23 protein-coding genes and 2 riboswitches are annotated in these 24,234 nt (G+C 63.1%); of the genes, 8 read left to right on the forward strand and 15 right to left on the reverse strand.

Annotated elements, in window-relative coordinates; translation table 11 throughout:
• Window positions 1–221 precede the first annotated feature (221 nt).
• Window positions 222–1,130, reverse strand: coding sequence for a transcriptional regulator GcvA (gene gcvA, locus ACEN42_RS24680; RefSeq protein ID WP_371885012.1), 909 nt, complete (start codon window positions 1,128–1,130; stop codon window positions 222–224).
• 104 nt (window positions 1,131–1,234) lie between these two features.
• Here gcvA and ACEN42_RS24685 point away from each other — a divergent pair, with 104 nt between their 5' ends.
• From ACEN42_RS24685 to corA, 4 genes are all read left to right on the forward strand, one after another.
• Window positions 1,235–2,077 (forward strand): EamA family transporter, encoded by an 843-nt coding sequence (locus tag ACEN42_RS24685; RefSeq protein ID WP_238292446.1) that lies wholly within the window; start codon window positions 1,235–1,237, stop codon window positions 2,075–2,077.
• Between the two features lie 117 nt (window positions 2,078–2,194).
• The gene (locus ACEN42_RS24690; protein WP_371885013.1) at window positions 2,195–4,120 is read left to right on the forward strand and encodes a diguanylate cyclase domain-containing protein; all 1,926 of its coding nucleotides are present in this window, start codon (window positions 2,195–2,197) and stop codon (window positions 4,118–4,120) included.
• Between the two features lie 240 nt (window positions 4,121–4,360).
• The gene (locus ACEN42_RS24695) at window positions 4,361–4,579 is read left to right on the forward strand and encodes a hypothetical protein (RefSeq protein ID WP_187606830.1); all 219 of its coding nucleotides are present in this window, start codon (window positions 4,361–4,363) and stop codon (window positions 4,577–4,579) included.
• A gap of 156 nt (window positions 4,580–4,735) precedes the next feature.
• On the forward strand, window positions 4,736–5,713 hold the full coding sequence (corA, locus tag ACEN42_RS24700; protein WP_238292450.1) for a magnesium/cobalt transporter CorA: 978 nt from the start codon (window positions 4,736–4,738) through the stop codon (window positions 5,711–5,713).
• An 8-nt stretch (window positions 5,714–5,721) separates the two neighbouring features.
• On the opposite strand, the gene ACEN42_RS24705 is transcribed toward corA, so the two are convergent.
• Window positions 5,722–6,669, reverse strand: a complete 948-nt coding sequence (locus ACEN42_RS24705; RefSeq protein ID WP_371885014.1) for a hypothetical protein — start codon at window positions 6,667–6,669, stop codon at window positions 5,722–5,724.
• 238 nt (window positions 6,670–6,907) lie between these two features.
• On the opposite strand from ACEN42_RS24705, the gene ACEN42_RS24710 reads away from it, so the two are divergent.
• Window positions 6,908–7,111: a hypothetical protein gene (locus ACEN42_RS24710; RefSeq protein ID WP_187606833.1), complete on the forward strand. Its 204-nt coding sequence runs from the start codon at window positions 6,908–6,910 to the stop codon at window positions 7,109–7,111.
• 12 nt (window positions 7,112–7,123) lie between these two features.
• Here ACEN42_RS24710 and ACEN42_RS24715 read toward each other — a convergent pair whose 3' ends face one another.
• The 6 genes from ACEN42_RS24715 to ACEN42_RS24740 all read right to left on the reverse strand — a co-directional run bounded on the left by ACEN42_RS24715 (window position 7,124) and on the right by ACEN42_RS24740 (window position 11,996).
• On the reverse strand, window positions 7,124–8,218 hold the full coding sequence (locus tag ACEN42_RS24715) for an acyltransferase family protein (RefSeq protein WP_371885015.1): 1,095 nt from the start codon (window positions 8,216–8,218) through the stop codon (window positions 7,124–7,126).
• A gap of 59 nt (window positions 8,219–8,277) precedes the next feature.
• On the reverse strand, window positions 8,278–9,183 hold the full coding sequence (locus ACEN42_RS24720; RefSeq protein WP_371885016.1) for a phytanoyl-CoA dioxygenase family protein: 906 nt from the start codon (window positions 9,181–9,183) through the stop codon (window positions 8,278–8,280).
• 228 nt (window positions 9,184–9,411) lie between these two features.
• Entirely contained in the window at window positions 9,412–9,915 is a 504-nt protein-coding gene (locus ACEN42_RS24725; RefSeq protein ID WP_250486575.1) for an SLATT domain-containing protein, read from the reverse strand.
• 62 nt (window positions 9,916–9,977) lie between these two features.
• Window positions 9,978–10,385, reverse strand: a complete 408-nt coding sequence (locus ACEN42_RS24730) for a VOC family protein (protein WP_371885017.1) — start codon at window positions 10,383–10,385, stop codon at window positions 9,978–9,980.
• Window positions 10,382–10,891 (reverse strand): helix-turn-helix domain-containing protein, encoded by a 510-nt coding sequence (locus ACEN42_RS24735; RefSeq protein WP_250486573.1) that lies wholly within the window; start codon window positions 10,889–10,891, stop codon window positions 10,382–10,384. The genes ACEN42_RS24730 and ACEN42_RS24735 overlap by 4 nt, the downstream gene beginning before the upstream one ends.
• 220 nt (window positions 10,892–11,111) lie before the next feature.
• Window positions 11,112–11,996 (reverse strand): LysR family transcriptional regulator, encoded by an 885-nt coding sequence (locus tag ACEN42_RS24740; RefSeq protein ID WP_371885018.1) that lies wholly within the window; start codon window positions 11,994–11,996, stop codon window positions 11,112–11,114.
• Window positions 11,997–12,072: 76 nt separating this feature from the next.
• Here ACEN42_RS24740 and ACEN42_RS24745 point away from each other — a divergent pair, with 76 nt between their 5' ends.
• Window positions 12,073–13,374 (forward strand): aspartate aminotransferase family protein, encoded by a 1,302-nt coding sequence (locus ACEN42_RS24745; protein ID WP_187606840.1) that lies wholly within the window; start codon window positions 12,073–12,075, stop codon window positions 13,372–13,374.
• Window positions 13,375–14,060: 686 nt separating this feature from the next.
• Here the strand turns inward: ACEN42_RS24745 and ACEN42_RS24750 are convergent.
• The 5 genes from ACEN42_RS24750 to ACEN42_RS24770 are packed head-to-tail and all read right to left on the reverse strand — an operon-like array spanning window position 14,061 to window position 19,475.
• The gene (locus tag ACEN42_RS24750; protein WP_250486527.1) at window positions 14,061–14,936 is read right to left on the reverse strand and encodes a sugar phosphate isomerase/epimerase; all 876 of its coding nucleotides are present in this window, start codon (window positions 14,934–14,936) and stop codon (window positions 14,061–14,063) included.
• On the reverse strand, window positions 14,933–15,952 hold the full coding sequence (locus tag ACEN42_RS24755; protein ID WP_238212302.1) for an ABC transporter permease: 1,020 nt from the start codon (window positions 15,950–15,952) through the stop codon (window positions 14,933–14,935). The genes ACEN42_RS24750 and ACEN42_RS24755 overlap by 4 nt, the downstream gene beginning before the upstream one ends.
• A complete protein-coding gene (locus ACEN42_RS24760; RefSeq protein ID WP_187606843.1) occupies window positions 15,949–16,962 on the reverse strand; it encodes an ABC transporter permease in 1,014 nt (337 codons plus the stop codon). Before ACEN42_RS24760 ends, ACEN42_RS24755 begins: the two co-directional genes overlap by 4 nt.
• Window positions 16,955–18,472 carry a sugar ABC transporter ATP-binding protein gene (locus tag ACEN42_RS24765; protein ID WP_374191217.1) on the reverse strand — a complete coding sequence of 506 codons (1,518 nt, stop codon included), beginning with the start codon at window positions 18,470–18,472 and terminating at the stop codon, window positions 16,955–16,957. The genes ACEN42_RS24760 and ACEN42_RS24765 overlap by 8 nt, the downstream gene beginning before the upstream one ends.
• Window positions 18,473–18,482: 10 nt before the next feature.
• Window positions 18,483–19,475 carry a substrate-binding domain-containing protein gene (locus tag ACEN42_RS24770; RefSeq protein WP_187606845.1) on the reverse strand — a complete coding sequence of 331 codons (993 nt, stop codon included), beginning with the start codon at window positions 19,473–19,475 and terminating at the stop codon, window positions 18,483–18,485.
• 227 nt (window positions 19,476–19,702) lie between these two features.
• Between ACEN42_RS24770 and ACEN42_RS24775 the strand changes: the two genes are divergently transcribed.
• Window positions 19,703–20,758: a substrate-binding domain-containing protein gene (locus tag ACEN42_RS24775; protein WP_371885020.1), complete on the forward strand. Its 1,056-nt coding sequence runs from the start codon at window positions 19,703–19,705 to the stop codon at window positions 20,756–20,758.
• A 4-nt stretch (window positions 20,759–20,762) separates the two neighbouring features.
• Here the strand turns inward: ACEN42_RS24775 and ACEN42_RS24780 are convergent, their stop codons facing one another.
• Together ACEN42_RS24780 and ACEN42_RS24785 are read right to left on the reverse strand one after the other, a co-directional pair.
• Window positions 20,763–21,236: a VOC family protein gene (locus tag ACEN42_RS24780; protein ID WP_371885021.1), complete on the reverse strand. Its 474-nt coding sequence runs from the start codon at window positions 21,234–21,236 to the stop codon at window positions 20,763–20,765.
• A 39-nt stretch (window positions 21,237–21,275) separates the two neighbouring features.
• Window positions 21,276–22,550, reverse strand: coding sequence for a D-amino acid dehydrogenase (locus ACEN42_RS24785; RefSeq protein ID WP_371885022.1), 1,275 nt, complete (start codon window positions 22,548–22,550; stop codon window positions 21,276–21,278).
• 65 nt (window positions 22,551–22,615) lie between these two features.
• A riboswitch (glycine riboswitch) is annotated at window positions 22,616–22,720 on the reverse strand.
• A 2-nt stretch (window positions 22,721–22,722) separates the two neighbouring features.
• Window positions 22,723–22,811, reverse strand: a riboswitch (glycine riboswitch).
• A gap of 115 nt (window positions 22,812–22,926) precedes the next feature.
• Between ACEN42_RS24785 and ACEN42_RS24790 the strand changes: the two genes are divergently transcribed.
• The gene (locus ACEN42_RS24790) at window positions 22,927–24,180 is read left to right on the forward strand and encodes a cation:proton antiporter (RefSeq protein ID WP_371885023.1); all 1,254 of its coding nucleotides are present in this window, start codon (window positions 22,927–22,929) and stop codon (window positions 24,178–24,180) included.
• Window positions 24,181–24,234: the final 54 nt, after the last annotated feature.

A 24,234-nucleotide genomic window follows, 5' to 3' on the forward strand; every position in this document is an offset into this window, starting at 1 on the left:
CCATGTCGCGCCGCGCGATGAAAAGCGTTCCGTTGAAGTCAGCGCGCCGGACGACGCACTTCGTCATTCGCCGATGCCGCGGCACATAAGGAATCGGCAACGCGTGAATGCGTGCGCCGAAGTGCGCGGCTGGATCGCCTGCCCTGTGCGGTCACGAGAACCGGCAAGGGCATTGGCGTAAACCACTATATTCTAACTGGATAGTTAAATGTTTGCTGCATTCAGACTTCGTGCTCGCTCGCGAACGCCTCGCCCTCCCGCTCCAGCCACGAGCGAAACAGCACGATCACATCGTCATCGGCCTTGTCATCGGCGACATAGGTGCAGTAGCTTCGCGACGGCAGGCGCGGACCGTCGAACGGCGCGACGAGCCGGCCTGCGGCGAGATCGTCGGCGACGAGCGCGGTCGGGCCCATCGCGATGCCCATGCCATCGACAGCGGCCTGCAAGGTCAGATAGAAGTGATCGAAAGTCAGCACCGCCGCGGGCGTGAGCGCGGGCAGATCCACCTGCGCGAGCCAGTCAGGCCAGACGCGCGGCAGGCTCGACGTATGCAGCAACGTGTGCCGCTGCATGTCTTCAGGCGTTCGCAGCGGCAAGCGCCGCAATAGCGCCGGACTGCAAACGGGCAAGCGCTCTTCTTCGAGAAACGGCCGCATGACATAGCCGTAAAAGGTATCCGGGCCGCCGCGGATCACGATGTCATGCGTGTCCTTCAGGCTCTCCACCGGCTCGTTCGATGTCTCTATCCTGACTTCCACATCGAGATGAAGCACGCGGAATCGTTCCAGCCTCGGCACGAGCCAGCGCAAGGTGAATGTGGCGGGCGCATTCACGGTCAGCGTTCGCGACACTGTCTCGGACAAGCCATACCGGGCCGTGGCCTGCGCAAGCCGATCGAAAAGCGGACCGATTTCCGCGAGATAAGCCCGCGCCGCGGGCGTGAGCACCACGCGCCGATTATGACGCTCGAACAGGGACGCGCCGAGCCACGCTTCGAGCAGGCGCACTTGCTGGCTGATCGCGCCGTGAGTCACGTGCAGTTCCGCCGCGGCTTCCTTGAAACTGCCGAGCCGCCCCGCAGCCTCGAAGGCGCGCAACGCGTTGAGCGAAGGCAATGCCGGTCTCATTCACCAGAGTTTTTCTAACACGACAACGCAATTTATATGGTTTGTGCGGGGCTTACAAGATAGTTATTCTATGAACTATCCGTCACACAACCGACATAAAACGCATGTTCACCTACACCGGCGGCGTCGTTCTCTTTGCGGCGGTGCTTCACGCGAGCTGGAACGCGATGCTCCACGGCAACCGCGACCGCTTCCTCTCGATGACATGGATGAGCATCGCCATTGGCGTCGTGTCGGCGTTCGTCGTCTTCTATTTGCCGATGCCCCCGAAAGCCGCGTGGCCGTACATCGTCGCTTCGGGGCTCGTGCATATCGTCTATAACGTGAGCCTCGTGCGCTCGTATCGTCGTGGCGATCTTGCGCAGGCTTATCCGATCGCACGCGGTTCTTCGCCGATGCTCGTCACGCTCGGCGCGGCGTTCTTCGCGCACGAAGGCATCGGCGCGCTGCATGCGTTCGGAATCGTGCTGATATCCGGCGGCATCATGGCGCTCGCTTTGCAGGGCGGCCGCGTGTCGCGCGCGGGCGTGCTCGCCGCGCTGACGACGGGCGTGACCATCGCGATCTACACGGTGATCGACGGCATCGGCGTGCGTCTCTCCGACGGCGAGGCGCTCACCTACACCACGTGGATGTTCATGTTCTACTGGCTGATGCCCGTGATCTTCGTCGCGAAGCGCGGCCTGCCGGCGCTCTGGACGCCGGTGAAGGAAGCGCCGATGGCCGTGGGCTCGTCGCTCGCGGGCGGACTCGTATCGATTGCCGCCTATGGCATCGTGATCTGGGCGATGCAGTCCGGCGCGATGGGTGCGGTATCCGCGTTGCGCGAGACGAGCGTCGTGTTCGCGGCGCTCATCGGACGCGTGTTCCTGCGCGAGCCGGTCAGCGCGAAGCGCTGGCTCGCGTGCGTGGTCGTCGCGGCCGGCGCCGTGTGCCTGGGGCTATAGAGCATGCGTCGAACTAAGGCCCAAGCCTGCCTTTGATCGACGAATCGGGATTGCGCAGGGTTCGATAAATTGCCGACGTGGCATTGGGCACGTTACCGATAAGAATCGAGAAGAACCTTGCAACCCGTACACGAATGGCACGCGGCGCCTCTGCCCGCAGATGAAGCGAAGCGGCTCCAGTTGCTGCGCAGCCTCGACCTGCTCGACACTGCGCAGGAAGAAGTCTTCGACCGCGTGACGCGCGTCGTCGCCGAGCTGTTGCAGGTGCCGATCGCGCTGGTGTCGCTCGTCGATGAACATCGGCAGTGGTTCAAATCGCGCGTCGGGCTGGATGTATGCGAAACCGCGCGCGACGTGTCCTTCTGTGCCCACGCGCTGCATTCCGGGCGTCTGCTGCTCGTCGAGGATACGCAGGACGATCCACGCTTCGCGGGCAATCCGCTCGTCACGGGCGCGCCTCATATCCGCTTCTATGCGGGCGTGCCCTTGCGCTCGTCGGATGGCCTCGTGCTCGGCACGCTATGCGCCATCGACACGAAGCCGAGAACGCTGAGCGCGTCCCTGCAAGCCTCGTTGTGCGATCTCGCGGCGACCGTCGAGCGCGAAATCGTTCAGCGTGAAGCCGCACGCGAGACGCGCGAGCTTCAGGAAGCGGACCGCCGCAAGCTGCGTCTGTCCGAATCGCGCTTTCACACGATCTTCCAGCGGACGCCGACGGGCAAGGCGATCGTCGATCTGAGCGGACGCTTCGTCGAAGTCAATCCGAAGCTGTGCGAAATCACCGGTTATAGCGCCGACGAACTCGTCACGATGACCTTCCAGCAGATCACCGAGGAAGCGGACCTTCCCGCCGATCTGCAACTCGTGAGCGAACTGCTCGACGGCGCGAGAAAGACCTATACGCTCGAAAAACGATACAGACGCCGCGACGGCGAGCCTGTGTGGATCGAGCTTTCCGTCGCGCTGATTCGCGACGAACGTGGCCTGCCGCTGCACTTCGTGAGCGTGATGCACGACATCACGAGCCGCAAGCATAGCGAAGAGATGTTGCGCGATTACCGGCAGGAACTCGAACGCCGCGTGCTCGAACGCACCTGCGAACTGACCAGCAGCCGCACCACGTTGCAGACGATCACGGACAACCTGCCGGTGCTGATCGCTCATGTCGATGCCGATCTGCGCTACCGCTTCAACAACCAAATGTATCGCGAGGTGTTCGGCGTCGAGCCGGCCGCATTGCGCGGCAAATACGTGCTCGACACGATCGGCGCGGCGACGTTCGAACGTTGCCTGCCCTACTTCCGCCGCGTGCTCGCGGGCGAACGCGTGACGCACGAGGATATCGTCTACGAGGGCGCGCCCGGCCGCATCTGGAACGCGACGTATATCCCCGAATACCGGCGCGATGATGTCGGCGGCTTCTACATCATGTCGCAGGACATCACCGAGACGAAGCGGCGCGAGAACCAGATGCGCTCCGAAGTGATGCTCGACGCGCTGACGGGCCTGCCCAACCGGCGCGCGCTTGCCGAGCAGCTCGCGCTTTCCGTCGATGCGGCCCGCGACGAAGACGTGCCCTTCGCACTCTTCTTCATGGACCTCGACGGCTTCAAGAGCGTCAACGACCAGCACGGCCACGACACGGGCGACGCACTCCTCAGACAAGTAGCCGCGCGCCTGAAAAAAACGACGCGCGCCGGCGACCTCGTCTGCCGCCTGGCCGGCGATGAATTCGTGCTGCTCGCGCGGGGCATTGCGTCGGCGAGCGCGTGCAGCCGGATCGCGCAGGATATCTGCCGCGCGATCGGCCGGCCTTTCGAGCTCGGTTGCGGAGAGGCGCACCTCGGCACGAGTGTGGGCATCGCGATGTGCGCGGGCGGCTTCGATACGTCCGCGGAAGCGATCCTCGCCGACGCCGATCGCGCGATGTACGAGGCCAAGCGCAAGGGGCGCAACGGCTTTCGCTTCGCGCCCGTGTTTGCCGAAACCGCGACGCCCGCGATGGACGACTATCGACACGAAATTCTCACGATGCGGAATTGAGGTCCGTTTCCCGAAAATCTACGCTGCATGGCAGCACGACGTGGGTTGCACATCGGAGGATCGGCTTTCTCATCATGAGAGCGTGCGCATAGCGCGTTGATTCATATCGATTTTTATTTGGTGCGCAACACCACGTACAGCACCCGGCCGCCGTCGTTTCTTCGATAACCTCTTATACAAGAGGCGCACGTTCGCCGATGCGGACCGCCCAGTGCTTTCCAATCACGCGGGAGTAACGCAATGCAGAATGTCTATATCGAACCGATGCCGAAGGGCCAGTGGGGACCGATCGACGGCTACACGCTCGAATTCCATGACGGCACGAAGATCACGCAGCAGGTTTATCGCTCGGAAAGACTCGCCGCCGATGAAATCAAGCTGCGCGGATATGCCCCGATGGTCGCGAAGGTGCGCGTGACCGACAAGACCGTGGACGATCACTGGCAACCCGCCGCATAAGCCTTGCAAATGCGCTTCGCGTCTCGCGCGAAGCGCATCCCCCGCCAATTTCCCCCCGCCGCATCGCGCTGAAAACGCACTGACGTCGTGCGCGATGTCATAAAAGCGTCGACTGGGCGATGCACGATGCATGTCTGTCTTGCATGGAGACCGACAATGTTGATTGCCTGCGCCGCCTATCAGGACGGCCGAAAGCTCGGCGACATCACCATCGAAGCAATCAGCGATTACGTGCAGAAGCCGGAGTGCTTCGTCTGGGTCGCGCTGAAGGATCCCGAGCCCGCCGAACTCGATGCGATGAAAGAGGAATTCGGTCTGCACGAGCTCGCTGTCGAGGATGTGCGCGCGCATCATCAATGGCCGAAGATCGAGGAATACGGCGAATCGCTCTTCGCGGTGATGCACACCGTCGAGTTGCAGGACGACGCCAGTCTGCTGTTCGGCGAAGTCGACGTGTTCGTCGGCAGGAACTACGTGCTCTCGGTGCGCATGCGCACGATGCACGGCTTCAAGAAAGTCCGCGAACGCTGCGAGCGCGAACCGCCGCTTCTCAGGCAAGGTTCCGCGTTCGTGCTCTATGCGCTGATGGACGATATCGTCGACGGCTATTTTTCCGTGCTGGAAACGATGACCGCCGAACTCGAAGTGCTGGAAGACCGCATCTTCTCGCGCCAGGAGGGCCGCGATTCGCGCGAGCTGATCGAAGACCTGTATCGCTTCAAGCGACAGCTCGTGGTGCTGCGTCATCACGTCGGCCCGCTGCTCGAAGGCGTCGGCAAGCTGACCGGCGGCCGCGTGCCGGGCATCTGCGAAGGCATGACGGCCTATTTCAAGGATGTCTACGTTCACCTGGAGCGGATTGTCGGCGCGATCGAAGGACGCCGCGAAATGGTGATCACCGCGATTCAGGTCAACCTCGGCATGATCGCGCTCGCCGATAGCGAAATCACCAAGCGCCTCGGCACGTTCGCGGCGATGTTCGCGGTGCCGACGATGATCGCCGGCATCTACGGCATGAACTTCGAGCACATGCCGGAATTGCACGCGCGCTTCGGCTATCCGATCGTCATCGCGGCGATCGTCACCATCGACTTCCTGCTGTTTCGCTGGTTTCGAAAGGCGAAGTGGATTTGAGCTTCCGCTTAATTCTTCGTTTTGCCCGGCTTCCAGCTTCCGTCCGTGGTCATGGCGGGTTTCACCGGCGCAGGGATGGCCGCGACCTTCTGGAATTCCTTCGGCGCGGTTTTCGTTCGTGCGACCGGCGCGGGACTCGGCGACTTGGCCGCCTGCCGATTCTTCGGCTCCGCGCTAGCCACGCGGCGTTGCGGCGGCTCGGTACATGCGCGACCGGCTTTGTGCGCACATGCGGCGGCGGGTTTTGCTTTTGAAGCGACCTTGGAAACGGCTTTCGAATCGGTTTTGGAAACCGTTTTGGGCGCGGCTTTGACCGCGTGCTGCGCGCGGGACGCCGGATGTTTCGCCGCGACCGGTCGTTCGGGAACGACAACCGGGGGCGTGTCGTGGTCTTCGCTCGACGCGGCTACCGCCATCAACGGCGAAGGCGTTTCGGCTGAAGAATTCGCCGGCCCGCGATGCGTCGCCTCGACGATCCGCTGCGGCGCCACATCGACCTTCGGCGGATTCTGTTGTCCGACGCTGCCCGCGACCGCGACGGGCAGTCCGGCCGCGCGCGCCGTCGACGGATGTTGTTCGAAATAAGCGCGTATCAGGAAACACGCGCTGATCACGATGCCGCCCATCGCGACCGTGGCCAGTATCGAGTTCGAAGCGCGCTGCGGTTCGATTACGACGGTGCCGGCGGCGGTTGCGGGAGCGGGCAAACGCGGCTCGCGCCGGCGCGGACGCACGCTCCAGCGCACGCGCGCCACTTCGCTCGGTTCCTGGAAATGACGCGTTACGCCGCGCGCCGCCTCGACCGCCCGCACCGCGGTCTCCGCGCCCTTCGTGAGTACGGCTCCGTGTCGGTCGGCGCCGCAGAACGGGCATACGCTTTCTTCTACTGATGAAAGGCTTTCACACCGGGGGCAGATGATGAGATATAGCGACGAGCCGCCGGCCCGCTGGTCCATTGTCACACTCCGTCCGAATCAGTTCGGAAGGCCGATCGACAATCAGCGATCGCCCGGTCGCAAGTAATACATACGAATCACCGTAGCATACCGGGCAACGTTTCGGAAGATCAAACAAACCCATCGGGAAGCGTTCAATTGTCAGGCGAATAAGGCTCTTTTCGCGACGCGGCCATTAATTCGGAGCTAATTCAGCGCCCCTATGATATGCACGCATACCTGAGCGGAGGACGATGAAATGAGCCTGCTGACCGATGAACGCCTGACCACACTGAGCGAGATCGCCACCGATTGCTTCGATGTCGATTTCAGAAGCGGCGATGCACTCGACGATCGCATCGCCGTCAAGCCGATCGATATCGTGCGCGCGCTGGAAAGCGCCTATGACATGGGGCTGGTTGCAGGCTATCACCTGACGCGCGGAAAGATGTGCCCGCGATAATCGGCGCTGAGCTCATCGTTCGACTAGTGGAGTCACGCTCGCTTCGGATTGCAGGGTTCCGTCCTTCGTTCTTTTCATGAAGGCGCGCAAAGCTTCGTTCAGAGGACGCTCCATCGTCAGATAGGCAAGATAGCCAACGAATATCGACGCCATCACAAGCAGAACGCATGCGACATCGCCTTGCAAAGCCCGCGACTTGTCGAAGTGTCCGAGACCGTGGGCGATCACGGGTACCGTGAGCGTATGCGTCAGATAGATCGAGTAAGACGCATTGCCGACGGGAAGCAGAACGAGTTTTGGAATCCATCCATTCGCCGATTCCCAGAAAACAAACCCTGCCACGAGCAGCGCCGATGGAATGCCGGCGAAGATGAACCGGTGCTCCATTTCGAGCGTGATGGGAGACACAAAGAATCCCAGTATTCCGGTCACTGCCATGCAGGCTGAGACGGCCATGGGAACCTTCATTCGTTGCGTATACATCCATCCGATGATGCAGCCGAAAACGAATTCGAGCATCATCGGGTTCGTCATGAAACGCCAGTAAAACGCATTCGCCTGAGCCGTGAGCGACCCGAGTCCAAGCATCACGAAGAACGCCACGATGCAATACCGCATGGGACGCTCGGCAAAGCATAGCGAGACAGCGAAGACCAGATAGAAGAACATCTCATACGTGAGTGTCCATCCAACGTACAAGACGGGATATGCATGTCCTGCCTCTTTGACTTCATAGGGCAGAAAGAGATAGGACGTGATGGTCCGCGCGAGGCTGAACTTTTCGGTGCTGAAAACGGAAGGCGCGAACAACAGAAGCATCACCATGAACGTCGTCAAAAGCCAGTACATGGGTGCAATGCGAGTCAGACGCGCGAGCATGAACTTCCGGGCGGCATCGATGCCCCGCGGCTTGTTGGCCGTGGTCAATACCATCACGAAGCCGGAGATCACGAAGAAGATATCGACGCCCGCCATGCCCCGGATAGCGAATCCCGACGTGTACTCGGGAACCCAACCGGCGTTTTTCAGGCTATTGACCGCGTGAAATGCCACGACAAGGCTGGCCGCGATGCCTCGCAGCCCTTGCAAAGAATCCAGTTTGGTCATTGCGGATAACCTCGTCGGCGCCGGTGTCGTTCAATACATTCCTTGAGGCCTCGAGCGCCTCATTTCACCAGGGCCTTGATGGCCAGCTTCTTTGCCATCTGGAATGTCTTGGGGAATGTGGTTTCAATGCCCAGCACCACGCGGCTGGACAGCCGCTCCATATCCTTCGGGCAATTGAACGCCATGCCATTGAACTCACGCAAATTCAGCGGCTTGATCTTCGACTGAAACTGCAGGAACCGGTGCGAGGCCGGAATGAAGTGCGACGTCAGAGAACTGCGGGAAAATTCCGGCCGCGTCGTGCGCAAGCTTCCATGTATCGTTTTCGAGTTCCAGACAAGCACGTCGCCTTTCTGCAGAAATGGCGCGCGGAATTCGAGCTGTTGTTCGGCGAGGATCTTCCTCACAAGCTCCTTGTATTGACCGTGATTGAACGCAACGTCGAAGTTCTTCCCGTTCTTCACCATGTCGATGCGATGACTGCGCGGCACCACGAAGAAGCGCCCCGCGCCCGCGTCGATATCCTCCAAGGCGTACCAGCAGCCCACCATCGTGCCGATTCTCTCGCTATCGAGATAATACGTGTCCTGATGAGGCCACGTTTCCGCGTTTCCTTCGAAGTACATGCTCTGTACGAGCTTGCCGTCTTCCGCAAAGAGTTCTCGCGTGATGGCCTTGATCGGCGTACTCGCAAAGGCTCTGACCGCTAACTGCTTTAGCGGCGCGAACTCCAGATCACCAAGAGATTGAAGATTGAGCAGTGGATTCATCACGAACCCGTACTCGTTGATCCTGTTCTTTTCCGGATTCGCCGTCGCCTGCCGATAGATGTATCCCGGATAGCGCTTGACGGTATTCTCGAATGCATTGCGAATGGAATCGCACGCGGTCTGATCCACTACGCCGCGCACGACGACATAGCCATTCTCCTCGTAGTATTGCTTTGCACCGGCGAGGTCGATCAAATCGAACGTGGTCGAGTTCTGAGCCACGGTTTCCGGAATTTCGATTTCAGTTCCAATCGGACTAAGGATCTTGTACATGGTGGGCACCGAAGGCTGATTAGACCGGCATGATCGCTCTCTCGGGAGCCCTTACACGCTACGTCGAACGCGTCAGCCTGCGTCGCTCCTGACGGATTCCGCCAAGGGATTGGCCTGAAGTGGCAAAAACGCCGGCGGTGTTTCCGACGATCACGACTTCGCCGCCGCGCGCGGCAAATGCGGCGCGGTCTGCGCGATGTGATCGAGTTCGTCGCGCACCGCATCGATCACACATGCGTCGTGCACACAGGGACTGGCGGCGTGGAGCGCTTCGAGACGCCGCCGCACCGCGCCGTACTGCGCGCCCGCACGGCGATGCAGCTCGGCCCGCTCGCTATAGCGCAGAAGCGTCTGCAACGAGGCGAGCACGGCCGCGCTCAGACTCGTCATGCCGATGATGATGCGCACGTCAGGCGACACCGCCTGCGCGACGAGCGAAAGGAACGCCGACGTGCCCGTCGCCGCCGTGATGCCGATGACGCCAAGACCGAGGCGTCGGCCGCAGCGCGTCAGCCGGTCGGCCATCGTGTAGTGACGTATCTGCGATTCGCGCGCGCGCCTGATCCACGCCAGCACGAGCGCCGGCGTGTCGCGAGGCGGATCATACGAGGAAGCCGTGCCGGTTCGTTGCGATTGAAGGAGCAAGTCGGTCATGTTCGAAGCATTTCATGAACAGACCTCATCGTCGCCGCGAACACGGACAGATCGTGTCCCGTTCAGCGCGGCGCCTGGATCATCTTCCAGCCGTTGCCGGCGGGGTCGCGAAAGCCCGCATCGACGCTGCCGAAGCGTTCCACCGGCTCTTGCGTGAACTCCACGCCGCTCGCCTTCAGCCGTTCGTAGGTCGCGCGGCAGTCCGCGACGGACAACACGAGCGGCGGCATCGCGCCTTTCGCGACCATCGCGCGCAGCGTGAGCGCGGTGGCGTCGTCGTGAATGGGCGGGCCGGGCGCGAACAGGCCGAGCTGGAACGATGGCTGATCCGGATGCTGCACGGTGAGCCATCTGTACGTGCCGTTGCGCACGTCGGTGTGAACGCGAAATCCGAGCTTGTCGACGTAAAACGCGAACGCTTCGTCCTGATCGTCGACATAGATGCCCACCACGCTGATGCCCTGGTTCATGTGACCTCCTTCGTTGAAGATGGCCGCACTGTACCCGTCGCGCCCCGCCGCCGCTTCTCCAAAACTGCGATCGTGAGATCGGGGCGCTGCGCAGCCTTCAGTACGCACGCGGGCACGCGGTCGAGCGCGGGCGCGACGGCGCGGGACTCGACGCGCATCGCGCCCGGACTGTGGCCCGTGATATCGCGAAAGATGCGGCCGAAGGTGCCGAGGCTTTCCCAGCCGGTGACAAACGCGATGTCCGTGATGGAAAGGTCGGTGTCGCGCAACAGCGTGACGGCCTGCTCGATGCGCCGCGTCAGCAGATAGCGATGCGGCGGAATGCCGAAGGCTCGCTTGAACGAGCGCGCGAAATGCGCTTCGGAGACGCCGCTGACTTCGGCCAGACGCCTGACCGGCCAGTCTTCGTGCGACGACGCATCCATGCGGTCTTTGGCGCGCAGGAGGCGCCGCAGCAGTGCCGGATCTTGCGAGGCGTCGGCGCTGTCGTGATCGCGTGATGGCATGGCGTTCGGCGCGCGAAAAGTAAGCGGTTAGTGTAGCCCGCACACGCCAGCTTCGGCCGCAAAAGAAAAGCGTCGTGCGGACGAAAATCCGCACGACGCGAAGATCGCTCACTCCCTGGAGGGAAAAGAGCTAGAGGGGATGGAAAGTATCTTAGCGCGCGCAAATGCGGCGCCAAGCGCCGGAAAGCGGGCGATTTGCGGTTCATTTCGCCGAATCGAATCAAAGCAACGGCAGCGTCAACCGGATGTGCTCCGCAAACGCCGCCGTCAGCAGCGACGGCCGCTCGCGCGCGAACTTCAGCGATATGCCCACGTCCGGCAACGCGGGCAGACCGGGATCGGCATTCAGCACGGAGAGATCCGCGGGCACCGCTGTCTGCGTGATGACCGCGAAAGCCTGCCCCGAGCGCACCAGCGCGGTGAGACCCGCGAGACTGCTGCTCGCATACGCGATGCGATACGCCTTGCCCGCGCGCTGCAGCGCGTCGCACGCGGCGATGTGATCGAGCGTATCCGGATCGGAGAGCGCGAGCGGCAACGGATCGTAGTGCGCCGAATCCATCCCCGGACAGCCGATCCAGACTAGCTGCTCGCGCCGGATCACGTGGTCGCCGGGGTTGTCTTCGGGCAGCGAGAGCATCGCGAGATCCAGCGCGCGCTTCTTCAACTGCTCGGCGAGCCGGGGCGTCGGGCCGCACACGACTTCCACGAGCGCATGCGGATGCTGGCTCGAAAACTGCCGCAGCAGGCTCGGCAGGAAAACGGCGGCGTAATCGTCCGGACAGCCGAAGCGGATGCTGCCCGAAAGCCCTTTGCCGCACAGATCGGCCATCGCTTCATCGTGAAGCCGCAGGATGCGTTGCGCGTGCACGAGCAGACGCTCGCCGGGATTCGTCAGCACGACGCCGCGGCCGGTGCGCTGAAAGAGCGGCTGATCGACGATATCCTCCAGCCGCTTCATCTGCTGGCTGAGCGCGGATTGCGTCCGGCCGATGCGCTCGGCCGCGCGGCTAAGCGCCCGCACTTCCGCGATGACGGCGAACGATCGCAGCAATTCGATCTCAAGCGAAAGACTCAAGATATTAGATCCTCTTCTATCTCGCATTAGAACTATTCGATTCTATAAAACCAGAGCGCCGACTACACTGCAAGTTCTTTCACCTTTCGCCAGGAGAAGCACGGTGTCCAAGAACAACGACGCAACTTTTTGGCAGAACGCCAGGCAGCACCTTATCCGCTACGGCGGCACCTTCGAGCCGATGATCATCGAGCGCGCCCAGGGCAGCTTCGTCTACGACGCCGACGGCCGCGCGATTCTCGATTTCACGTCGGGACAGATGAGCGCCGTGCTGGGTCACAGTCACCCTGACATCGTGTCGGTGATCAGCGAATATGCGGGCAAGCTGGACCATCTCTTCAGCGGGATGCTGTCGCGTCCCGTGGTCGATCTCGCGACACGTCTCGCCGACATCACGCCCGCCGGGCTCGATCGCGCGCTTCTGCTCAGCACGGGCGCGGAGTCGAACGAGGCGGCGATCCGCATGGCGAAGCTCGTCACGGGGCGATATGAAATCGTCGGCTTCGCGCAGTCGTGGCACGGCATGACGGGACATGCCGCGTCCGCCACGTACAGCGCGGGGCGCAAGGGCGTCGGTCCGGCGGCGGTCGGCTCGTTCGCGATTCCCGCGCCGTTTCCGTATCGCGCGCGCTTCGAGCGCAACGGTCATTACGACTGGCTGGCGGAACTGGATTACGCGTTCGATCTCGTCGATCGTCAGTCGAGCGGGAATCTCGCGGCTTTTATCGCGGAACCGATACTGAGCTCGGGCGGCATCATCGAATTGCCGGAAGGTTATATGGCGGCGTTGAAGCGCAAGTGCGAGGAGCGCGGCATGCTGCTGATCCTCGATGAAGCGCAGACCGGCATCGGCCGAACGGGGACGATGTTCGCGTGCCAGCGCGACGGCGTCACGCCCGACATCCTCACGCTATCGAAGACGCTGGGCGCGGGCTTGCCGCTTGCGGCCACCGTGACTTCGGCGGCGATCGAAGAAAGAGCGCATGAGCTCGGCTATCTGTTTTATACGACGCATGTGTCCGATCCATTGCCGGCTGCCGTCGGGCTGCGCGTGCTGGATGTGGTCGAGCGCGACGGGCTCGTCGCGCGCGCGAACGTGATGAGCGCGCGGCTCAGGCGCGGCCTGCTCGATCTGATGGAACGGTTCGACTGCATCGGCGATGTGCGCGGGCGCGGTCTGCTGCTCGGTGTCGAGATCGTCAAGGATCGACGCACCAAGGAACCCGCCGATGGTCTCGGCGCGAAGATCACGCGCGAGTGCATGAATCTCGGGTTGAGCATGAATATCGTGCAGTTGCCTGGCATGGGCGGGGTGTTTCGTATTGCGCCGCCGCTCACCGTCAGCGAGGAAGAGATCGATCTCGGGATTGATTTGCTCGGCAAGGCTATCGAGCGGTCGTTGTAGAGGTTTGATTGGGGAGGCGGCTGTTGTGGTTCGGGGTTTGTTTCGCCGGATCCCGGTTTCGTGTTGGTTTATTAGCACTGCCCCTCCCCGGGGCGGGGGTCACTTTCTTTGCTGCTGCAAAGAAAGTAACCAAAGAAAGCAGCTTCTCACCGCCCTCGGTCACACGCACGTTGGCCATGCTTGCCAGCCGCCAATGGCACTCGCCTAAGTGTCGCCCTCAAAGGCCTATTCGGGCTTGGCTCGCGCACGGTCTGACGCGCTAGGTGTTTTAGCGCGCTGGTTCAGCACCAAATAGCATCGGCACAGCGCTACGCGCTGCCGTCGGGTATGCGAGGGAAACCATCGAAGAAGCCCGCGCGCACCCGATTGACCCGTCGGCCGCGAAGCGGGCTGGAGCTATTTGGTGCTGAACCAGTCAGCACAACGGTGCGATGTGGCAGACCGTGCGCGGTCCAAGCCCCGCGAGACCTTCGAGGGCACTCGCTACTGCCGGGCCATTCAGCCAATCGCCTGTGCCGCGGCCGGTGTGAAGTGCTTAGGCTGGGGAGAGCTGTTTCTTTGGTTACTTTCTTTGCAGCAGCAAAGAAAGTGACTGCCGCCCCGCACAGGGGCAACGCTAATAAACCAAAAAGAAAACGGGATCCGGCGAAACAACCCCCCACGCTACCCCAAACCCAACACCACCATCAATGATGCTCCCGCGCCATCGCCGCGGCATTAATCCCCCCCGCGATGAACTCACGCGCATGCACCGCGAGATCCATCCCGTCGTCCCAAAGGTTGCGCCAGATCGCAAGCGCATTGGACAACTGCTCGTTCACGACCGTCGACGAAAAGCTCTCGAAGGTCACGACGCCCTGATACCCGATCATCGCGAGCGCGTGAAAGAACTGCGAAAAGTCGATCGTCCCCGAGCCGAGATAACCTCGATTGCTCTCGCCGATATGCACATACCCGAGCCGCTTCCCGCACTCCAGCACCGGCTGCATGAAATCCGATTCCTCGATATTCATGTGATACGTATCGAGATGCACGACGACATTCGGCGCGTTCACCTCGTCGATCAGCGCGAGCGCCTGCGACGCCGTGTTCAGCAAATTGCTCTCATAGCGATTCACCACCTCGAGCCCGAGCGTCACGTTCTTCTTCTGCGCAAATTCGGCGATACGCTTGAGCGAATCCACCGCATTGCGTCGGCCCTGCTTCGTGACGGGCGCGGAATACTTCGCCATCGCGCCATAAAGAATGCCGCCGAAATAACCGCCGCCCAGTTCCGAAGTAATCGTGATGCCTTCCTCCAGCAACGCGACACCTCGCGCGACCGTCGCGGCATCTTCGCTCGAAACGTCCGCATCGAAAGTCAGTCCGCGCGAGCAGCCGATATCCAGCCCGTGCTCCTGCAAAAGATCGCGCGTCAACGCGAGATCCATCACCTTCGGCCCGTGCAGCGAAAGCTCGACCAGATCGAAACCGGCGGCCCTGGTCTGGCTGATCACCTTGCGTGTCGATTCCGGCGTCAGATCGCCCTCCCACACCAGTGCATGTACGCCAAGCTTGTTCATCGTGCGACTCCCTCCGATGCGGTCACGCGCCTGCGGAACCGTGTTTTGGAAATGCCGTTGGCCCACGCCCAACGGATGAGCATCACCACCAGCAGGAACACGCCCCACAACGCGGTGGCGAGATGTTGATTCGCGCCGAGCAGATTCAACCCCGACGCGATCACCTGAAGAATCACCAGCGCGATGACGACCGGCACCACGCGCCCGAATCCGCCGAACGGATCGACGCGTCCAAGGAAGCACGCCAGCACGGAGATCAGCAGAAACGCCTCGCCATGACCCACGCGCACCGAATTGAACTGCGCCGCCATCACGACGCCCGCAACGCCGCACATCAGTCCGGACAGCATGTAGATGCGCGTGACCGCGCGTGTCGTCGCGATGCCGGAATAGCGCGTCGCTTCGAGATTCGAGCCGATCATGCGGGTGGCGAAGCCGAGCCGCGAGCGCGTCATCACGACATGCCACAGCACCGCGCAGCCGATGAAAATCCACAGCGGAATCGGCACGCCGAGAAACACGCCGTTGCCCATCTCGCGCACGAACGGCGGAAAGCCCGAGATATCGCCGCCGCGCGTGAGGAATTCGCCGAGGCCGCGCAGGAAGATCATCATCGAGAGCGAGACGAGAATCGGGCTCGCGCCGGTTCGCGCGATCACCGCGCCCATCACCCAGCCCGATGCCGCGCCCGTCGCCAGCGCGGCGGCGATGCCGAGCAGGATCGCGAGCGCGCCCGCGTCCGCGCCGCCGTGCGTGTGCAGCACATAGGCCATCGCGAGGCCCGAGATGTTGGCCGTGAACGTCACCGCGAGATTGAAGCCGCCGGAGATCAGCGGCATCAGCATGGCGAGCGTGAAGAAGCCGAGCTCGGGCAACTGGAACGCGACCGATACGAACGTGCTCGCCGTGAAGAAGCGATCGGACGCGAAGCTCATCGCGACGATCACGACGACGAGAAAGCCGAGCAGACCGGCGACATCGGCGGGAACGAGCGGTTGGGACGAGCGCGTTTTCATGACGAAGCCCTGCCGCCTGCCGGCGCGAAACGCGATCCGACGAGCTTCGCGAAGCCGCCGCTCGACAAGGTGATCGCGACGAGAATGATCGCGCCGATGATCATCTTGAACGCATACGGCGAGATGCCGAGCAGATTCAGCCCGTTCGCGGTGATCGCGGTGAGCAGGATGCCGAGGATCGCGCCGAGGATCGTGCCGCGTCCGCCGCCGAGACGCGCGCCGCCCAGAACCACCGCCGCGAGCACATCGAGCTCCCGGCCGTACAGCGCGTTGGGCACCACTTCCTGCACGTAGTGCGCCTGCATCAGTCCCGCGATGCCCGCCATCATGCCGAGCCAGCCGAACGCGATGTAATGCATCGCGCCGATGTTCACGCCCACGCGCCGCGCCGCCTCGGGATTGTCGCCCATCGCGTAGAGCTGGCGTCCCGTGGTCGTGCGGCGCAGCAGGAACCATGTCGCCGCGACCATCGCGACCATCACCGCGACGGGCAGCGCGAGATTCGCCGCGCCGCTCGCGGTATCGAAATGCACGATCGACACGCGATCGACCCACCAGTCCGGCAGATCGTAGATCGACACGCCGCCCGTCAGAAACATGAGGCCGCCGAAGAACACGTTGAACGTGGCGATCGTCACGACGATCGAGACGATCTTGAAGCGATAGATGATGGTCGCGTTGAACGCGCCGAGCAGAAATCCGAAGCACGCCGCGGCGATGAAGCCGAGCGCCCAGTTGCCGCCGCCGAGCCGTATCACGGTCAGCGCGGTCAGATACTGCGCGACCGACGCCCCCACCGCGAACGAAATGTCGATGCCGCCCGCGATCAGCACGACCAGCAATCCCACCGCGAAGATGATGTTGACCGAGCTCTGGTTGAGCAGATCGAACAGGTTCGACAGCGTGAGGAACGTCGATGTCGTGAGGCTCAGCCCGATCATCATCACGGCGATCACGAGGATCAGCAGCGCCTCTATCGAACCGATCCCGAATTTGCGCAGATCAGGCATGGACGTCTCGCTCGATGTGTTCCATGGTCGTCGCGCCCGGCACGTATTCCCCGACGATGCGGCCGTCGCGCATGTGCAAAATGCGATCCGAGTTGAAGTAGACCTCGGGAATTTCGTCGGAGATGAGCAGGATCGCCATGCCGAGCGCCGCCAGCTTGTGGATGATCGCGAAGATGCCCGCGCGCGCGCCCACGTCCACGCCGACAGTCGGTGAATCCAGGATCAGCAGCTTCGGGTTCGTCGCCAGCCATTTGGCGAGCACGATGCGTTGCTGGTTGCCGCCCGATAGCGTCGAGACCGCATCGTCCGGCTCGCCGGTCTTCACCGCGAGTTGCGCGATCCAGTCCGCGATCAGGTCGTTGCGCTTGCGCGAAGAAATAAGATGCGTCGCGTCCAGAAGATGGTCGAGCACCGCGGCGACCGTGTTGTCGCTGATCGATTGCGGCTGCACCAGTCCGAGCGAAAGTCGGTCCTCGGACACATACGCGATGCCTTTGCGGATCGCATCGCGATTCGAGCGCAGCGCGATCTCTCTGCCTTCGATATGCATCGATCCGGCGCGCGGCCGCGTCATGCCGAACAACGACAATGCAAGCTCCGTGCGTCCCGCGCCCAGTCGTCCCGTCATGCCGAGAATTTCGCCTCGGCGGATTTCGAAGGAGATATCGGCGTATTCGCGGCCACGCGACAATGCCCGCACGTCCAGCACGACTGGCGCCGCGGAAAGGTCCGTCTTGCGCACTTCGTAATCGAAGGTGCGGCCCGTCATCAGTTCCGTGAGACGCGTCTGCGTCATCCCTTCGGTCGGGAACGTGCCGACGTACTGACCATCGCGCAGCACGGTCACGCGCGTGCAGACTTCGAGCACTTCCGCGAGCCGGTGACTCACGAACACCACCGCGATGCCGTCCGCCGACAGGCGGCGCACGATCGCGAGCAGCGCCTCGGTCTCGGCGTGGCTCAGGGATGCCGTCGGCTCATCCATGAACACGAGGCGCGCATCGCGCACGAGCGCCCGCGCGATGGCGACGATCTGGCGCTGCGCGATCGACAGCGAACGCACCGACCGGTTCAGATCGATGCCGACGCCGAGCCGCGCGAGAATCCTGCGCGCCGCCTCTTTCATCTTCCCGTAATTGACGAAGCGCGGACGGCCTCCGAGGTTCTGCTCGAACGCGATATTCTCCGCGACGGTCATCTCCGGAAAGAGCGCGAGATCCTGCCAGATGACCTGAATGCCGAGCTCGCGCGCCCGCGCCGGATCGAGACCTTCGATCGACTCGCCGTCCATCAGCATCACCGCGCCCGGCTCCGGCTGATACACGCCGTTGATGATCTTGATGATGGTGCTCTTGCCGCAGCCGTTCTCGCCCGCGAGACACAACACTTCGCCGGGCATGACGTCGAACTTCACGGCCTTCAGCGCCTTCACGCCGCCGAACACCTTGGAAATGTTGTCGAGCGCAAGCAAAGGCGTGCGGTCAGGTTCGGCGGCGGCGGCTTCGCGCATCATGCAACGCTCAGAGGCCCGACTTCGCGAGTTCGTCGACGGTCTTCTCGTTGAGATCGACCAGCTGATCGACGATCAGGTTGTGGCCATCGGGATGCACGACGCCGAGACCCGGAATGTTCGTGCCGTCCTTGATCGGCTGACCTTTCGCGACCATCGTGCCGAGCGTCACGAAGACTTCGCCGGCCTGCGCCGGATTCCACATGTAGCCGCCGGTCAGCACGCCGTCGTGAACGAGACGGCGGCCCTGCCCCGGCGAGAACGGACCGAGCACGAGCACCTTGCCCTTCATCTGCTTTTCCTGGACCGCGCGCGCGGCGCCGATCGGCCCCTGGCTGCCGAACGCGAGAATCGCCCTCAGATTCGGATGCGCGCGCATCAGATCGAGCGCGGTCTTGCGCGATGCATCGACATCTTCCGCGACGCCGTACCGGTCGCCGACGAGCGTCATGCCCGGATAGTTGGCCTTGATGTACGCGATGGCCGCATCGGCCCATGCGTTATGCAACGGCACCGTCAGCGAGCCGACGAACACCGCGTATTCGCCCTTGCCGCCGAGCGCTTCGCCCAGACGCTTCGCGTATGCCTCGCCGAAGCCCTTGACCGACGCGAGCTCGAAGTCCCAGTCGGCGTTCTTCTGCTTGGGCGATTCGTGCGTGATGACCTTGATGCCCGCCGCGCGGGCGCGCTGCAACACGGGTTCGAGCACTTCGGCATCGTTGGGCACGACGCCGATCACATCGACCTTCTGCGCGATGAGATCTTCGATCGCACGCACCTGCAGCGCCGGATCGGCGCTCGTCGGGCCCACCATGAACGCCTTCACGCCGAGTTGCTCGGCGCGCTTCTTGATGCCGGCGTCCATCGCGTTGAACCACGGAATGCCGCCGATCTTCACAACGACACCGATGACCGGCTTGTCGGGCGACGCCGAGGCCATGCCGATTGCCAACGCGAATGCGGCCACGCCTGCACACAACGAGCGAATCATATTCTTGGACATGTCTCCTCCGGAGGACATCCGCACACATCGAGGAGACGCCCAGTTGAGTGATCGGAATTCCAGATGCGCCGGTGTCTGGACGAATGACGCTAAATCCATTCAGCAACCCGGTTCGGCGTATGCTGAATCTATTCAGCAACAGGGTCGACTCGGACAAACCCTAGTTCGGTTCCGTCTTTCGGACAGGCTACCGTCTGGGAAAACACACGCGGTTGGAGCGAAGCCCGATGGTCAGCAATACCCCCGGAAAGAAGTCGACGATCTACGACATCGCGAAGGCGACGGGATCGTCGACGGCCACAGTGAGCATGGTGCTGAACGGCACCTGGACGCGTTATCGCATCAAGGAGGAGACGGCGAACCGGATTCTGGAGAGCGCGCGCACGCTCGGCTACAACGTCAACATGAAGGCGCGCGGGCTGCGGCTGTCGCGATCGGGGCTCGCGGGCATGGTGCTGCCGCACTACCGCAACCGCTTTTTCGCGGGCCTCGCGCAGACTTTCGAGGATCAGGCGCGCAGCCGCGGCCTGTGTCCGATCGTCGTCGGCACGCAGCGCGATCCGGCTGTCGAAGTGAGCGTCACCGAGACGCTGCTGTCACAGCGGGTCGAATTGCTGTTCATCGCCGGCGTGCGCAATCCGGCGCCGCTCAACGCGCTGTGCTCGGCGGCTGGCGTGCCGTCGATCAACGTCGATCTGCCCGGCGACGGCGCGCCGTCGGTCGTGTCGGACAATCGCAGCGGCGCGCGCGCGATCACCGATGTGCTGATCGACAAGCTCATCGCGCGCGGCGAATCTCCGGACGAACTGATTCTGCTCGGCGGCGTGGCAGGCGAATACGCGACCGAGACGCGCATCGCGGGCTTTCGCGATGCGTTCGAAGCACGGCGCATCGCGCCCGCGTCCGATACCGTGGAATGCTGCGGCTACAACGCCGCGTCCGCGAGACGCGCGCTCGCGGTCCGCCACGAGAAGCTCGGGCGGCTGCCATCGGGCTTGCTGATGAACTCGATCACCGCCTTCGAAGGTCTCGTGCAGTTCACATCGACGTTATCACCCGATGCGTGGAAATCGGCGGTCGTCGGCTGCTTCGACTGGGACCCGTTCGCCGCGCATCTGTCCTTCGACGTGACGATGCTGCGTCAGGACGTGCAGACGATCATCTCCGAAGCCTTCGCACTCGCCGATCACTACGATCCCGCCGATCGCTCCGTCGTGCTCGTGCCGACGGGCTTCGGCAAGATGTTCGAGGAAGCCGATCAGACGAAGGAATTCGATCGTTGAGCCTTTAGCCGCCCGCCGCCGCGCGCTCGATCGCGGCGATGTCGATCTTCCTCATCGTCATCATCGCGTCCATCGCGCGTCTCGCGGCTTCGCGATCCGGGCCGCTGAAAATCTCGAGCATCCGTTTCGGCGTGATCTGCCATGAAAAACCCCAGCGATCCTTGCACCAGCCGCACCGACTTTCCTCGCCGCCATTGCCGACGATCGCGTTCCAGTAGCGATCGGTCTCTTCCGCGCTGCCGGTATGCACCATGAAGCTCACCGCTTCGTTCGGCTTGAAGTTCGGGCCGCCGTTCAGTCCGAGGAAGCGCTGGCCGAGCACGGTGAACTCGACGGTCAGTTCCGGCCCCTGCCCCACGCCCGGCTTCGCGGACGCATGGCCCGCGCCGACGCGGCTATCGGGAAAGGTGGCGGCGTAAAACTCCGCCGCTTCACGGGCATTACCGTCGAACCACAGGCAATTGACGAGTTCGGCCATTGCGCGCTCCTTCGGACAGTGAACAGTGCGCCGACGATATCACGCCGGCGTATTCACCCTCACCTGCGACGATGCGCCGACGTGCACGCGCTTCGAAGGTAGGCGCTGCGACACCGTTTCCGCAACGATCTCAGCCGTCGCGGCCGACAACGTCCAGCCGAGATGCCCGTGCCCGGTGTTGTAGAACACGCCCGGACGCTTGCCCTGCCCGACCTTCGGCAGCATGCTCGGCAACATCGGGCGCAGGCCGCTCCACGGAATCACGCGCGCGGTCGATACATCGGGGAAATGACGCCGCGTCCATTCGACGAGCGGCGCGATGCGATCCGCGCGGATATCGCGATTGAAGCCGTTCAGTTCCGCCGTGCCCGCCACGCGGAAACGGTCCGCGCCGAGCCGGCTCGTGACGATTTTCGCGCGGTCGTCGAGCAGGCTGACCCACGGCGCGTGATCACGGCTGCGCGCGTCGTCGAGGCAGACGGTGATCGAATAGCCCTTGACCGGATAGACGTTGAGATGATCGCCCGCCATCGATGCGAACGCCCGGCTGCCGACGCCCGCGCAGATCACGATGCCGTCGAACTGGAGCGCCTGCGTCTCGCCCGCGTGCTCGACGTTGAGCGCGAGCCGCCCCGCCTGTTCGTCGATCGATGTCACCGACGTGTCGTAGCGGAACTCGACGCCGCGCCGCGCGCATGCATCGGCGAGTCCGCGCGTGAACTTGTGGATGTCGCCGGTGGAATCGGACGGCGTGAAGAAGCCGCCATGAAACGCACCGCGCAAGGTCGGCTCGATCGATGCGATCTCTTCCGGCGTGACCGCGTGACGGTCGAGGCCCGCGCCGGTCAGGATCTCGTTGACCTTCGATGCGGCGTCGAACTCCTTGCGGCTCGCGTAGAAATGCAGGATGCCGCGCCGTTCGAGATCGACGTCGATTTTCTCGTCGCGCGCGATGCGAAACAGATGCTCGCGCGCCGCGATCGCAAGGCGCACGGTTTCGGCCGTATTCGCACGATAGTTCGGAATCTGCCGCAGGAACTCGCCCATCCAGCTGTACTTGTGCCAGCCGGGCCGCGGATTCATGAGGAGAGGCGCGTCGCGCGTGAACATCCACTTCAGGCCTTTCAGCACGGTGGCGCGGCTGTTCCACACTTCGGCGTTGCTCGCCGACAGTTGCCCGCCATTGGCGAAGGACGTTTCCATCGCCGCATAGCGATGACGCTCGATGACGGTGACGTGAAAACCACGCTGCGCAAGGGCGTAAGCGGTCGTGACGCCGGTGATCCCGGCGCCGATGATGGCGATTCGTGACATGACATGATCCAGATTGATTGAGCATCGCCGGCCTTGGCCACATGCCGCAGCCGGCACCGATGCCCCATCTGTCCATGTACCTGAGAGTTTCGCCCGCGTGCCACCCGACGTTCACGCCGGCAGCCTGGGCTCCCCTTCGGTGGGCGCGCAAAGGCGCCGCTCTCCAGATGTTCCAGCGCGCACGGTCCTTTTGCCTGAGAGTTTCCGGGGCGGTTGCTCCGTCGGCGTCGTCGCGAGGACGAACTCTTCCGTGACGCTTTGTCGAACGCTTGCACAATACCGGTACGAAATGCGCATGGCAAGCCCCCGTCAGCACGTTGACAGATCGCCGCCCTCGCCCTCAGACTCCGGTCGTCCGTTATTCGCTGCTCAAAAGATGCCGTCTTCCCAGTTGTCCGTCTATTTTTTCGCCCAGGCCGCGGTGATCGTGCTCGCGAGCCAGCTCGTCGGCAGGCTCGCGCAGCGCGTCGGTCAGCCACAAGTCGTCGGCGAGATGATCGCGGGCGTGCTGCTCGGCCCTTCGCTCTTCGGGATGCTGCTGCCGCACTGGCAGCAGGCGCTCTTTCCCAAGGCGACCATGGGCACGCTCTACGTCGCCGCGCAGCTCGGCGTCGGGCTCTACATGTTTCTCGTCGGCACGGAGTTTCGCGCGGACCACTTCCGCGCCCGCGCTAAAAGCGCGATGAGCGTGTCGATCGCGGGCATCGTCGCGCCGTTCGCGCTCGCGTTCGCGCTGACGCCGTGGCTGCACACGATCCCCGGTCTTTTCGCGGAAAAGGTGCGGCTCTACGAGGCGTCGCTCTTTCTCGGCGCGGCGATCGCGATCACCGCGTTTCCGATGCTCGCGCGCATCATCCACGAGCGCGGGCTGACCGGCACGTCGCTCGGCACGCTCGCGCTGACGGCAGGCGCATTCGACGACGCCGCCGCGTGGTGCATCCTCGCGATCGTGCTCGCGAGCTTCGGCGGCTCGTGGATGGGCGCGTATGCAGCGATCGGCGGCGGCGCGGCTTTCGCGCTCTTCATGATCTTCGCCGGCGGCAAGTTGCTGCGCCGGCTCGCGGCCGGATTGAATCCGCACGCGCCGTTGCCCACGAGCGTGCTCGCCACCGTGCTGGCGCTGTTCTCGCTCTGCGCATTCGCAATGGACGCCATCGGCATTCATGCAGTCTTTGGCGGCTTTCTGCTCGGCGTCGCGCTGCCGCGCGGCCCGCTGACGGAAAAGTTGCGCGACATGCTGCAGCCCTTCGTCGTCGTGTTTCTGCTGCCGATGTTCTTCACCTACTCGGGCCTCAACACGCGGCTCGACATGCTGATGGACCCGGCCATCATGCTCGCGGCCGTGGCGATTCTGCTGGCGTCGTTCGGCGGCAAGGGCATCGCATGCTGGGCGGCCGCGCGCGCGAACGGCGAGCCTTCCGGCGACGCGATGGCCATCGGCGCGCTGATGAACGCGCGCGGGCTGATGGAGCTGATCATCATCAACATCGGACTTGCGGCGGGCGTGATCCTGCCCGGACTGTTTTCGATCCTCGTGCTGATGGCCGTGCTCAGCACGCTGATGGCCACGCCGCTCTTCAACTGGATCGTGCGCCGCGATGCGGCGCTGCGCTCGGCCATCGCGCGTTAGCGGATGAGAGCGCGGGCTTAGAATAGCGGGACCCACACGTATCTCGTCTAGCCC

Origin of the sequence: Caballeronia sp. S22 (assembly GCF_964261745.1) — a bacterium.
Taxonomy (GTDB): Bacteria; Pseudomonadota; Gammaproteobacteria; order Burkholderiales; family Burkholderiaceae; genus Caballeronia; species Caballeronia jiangsuensis.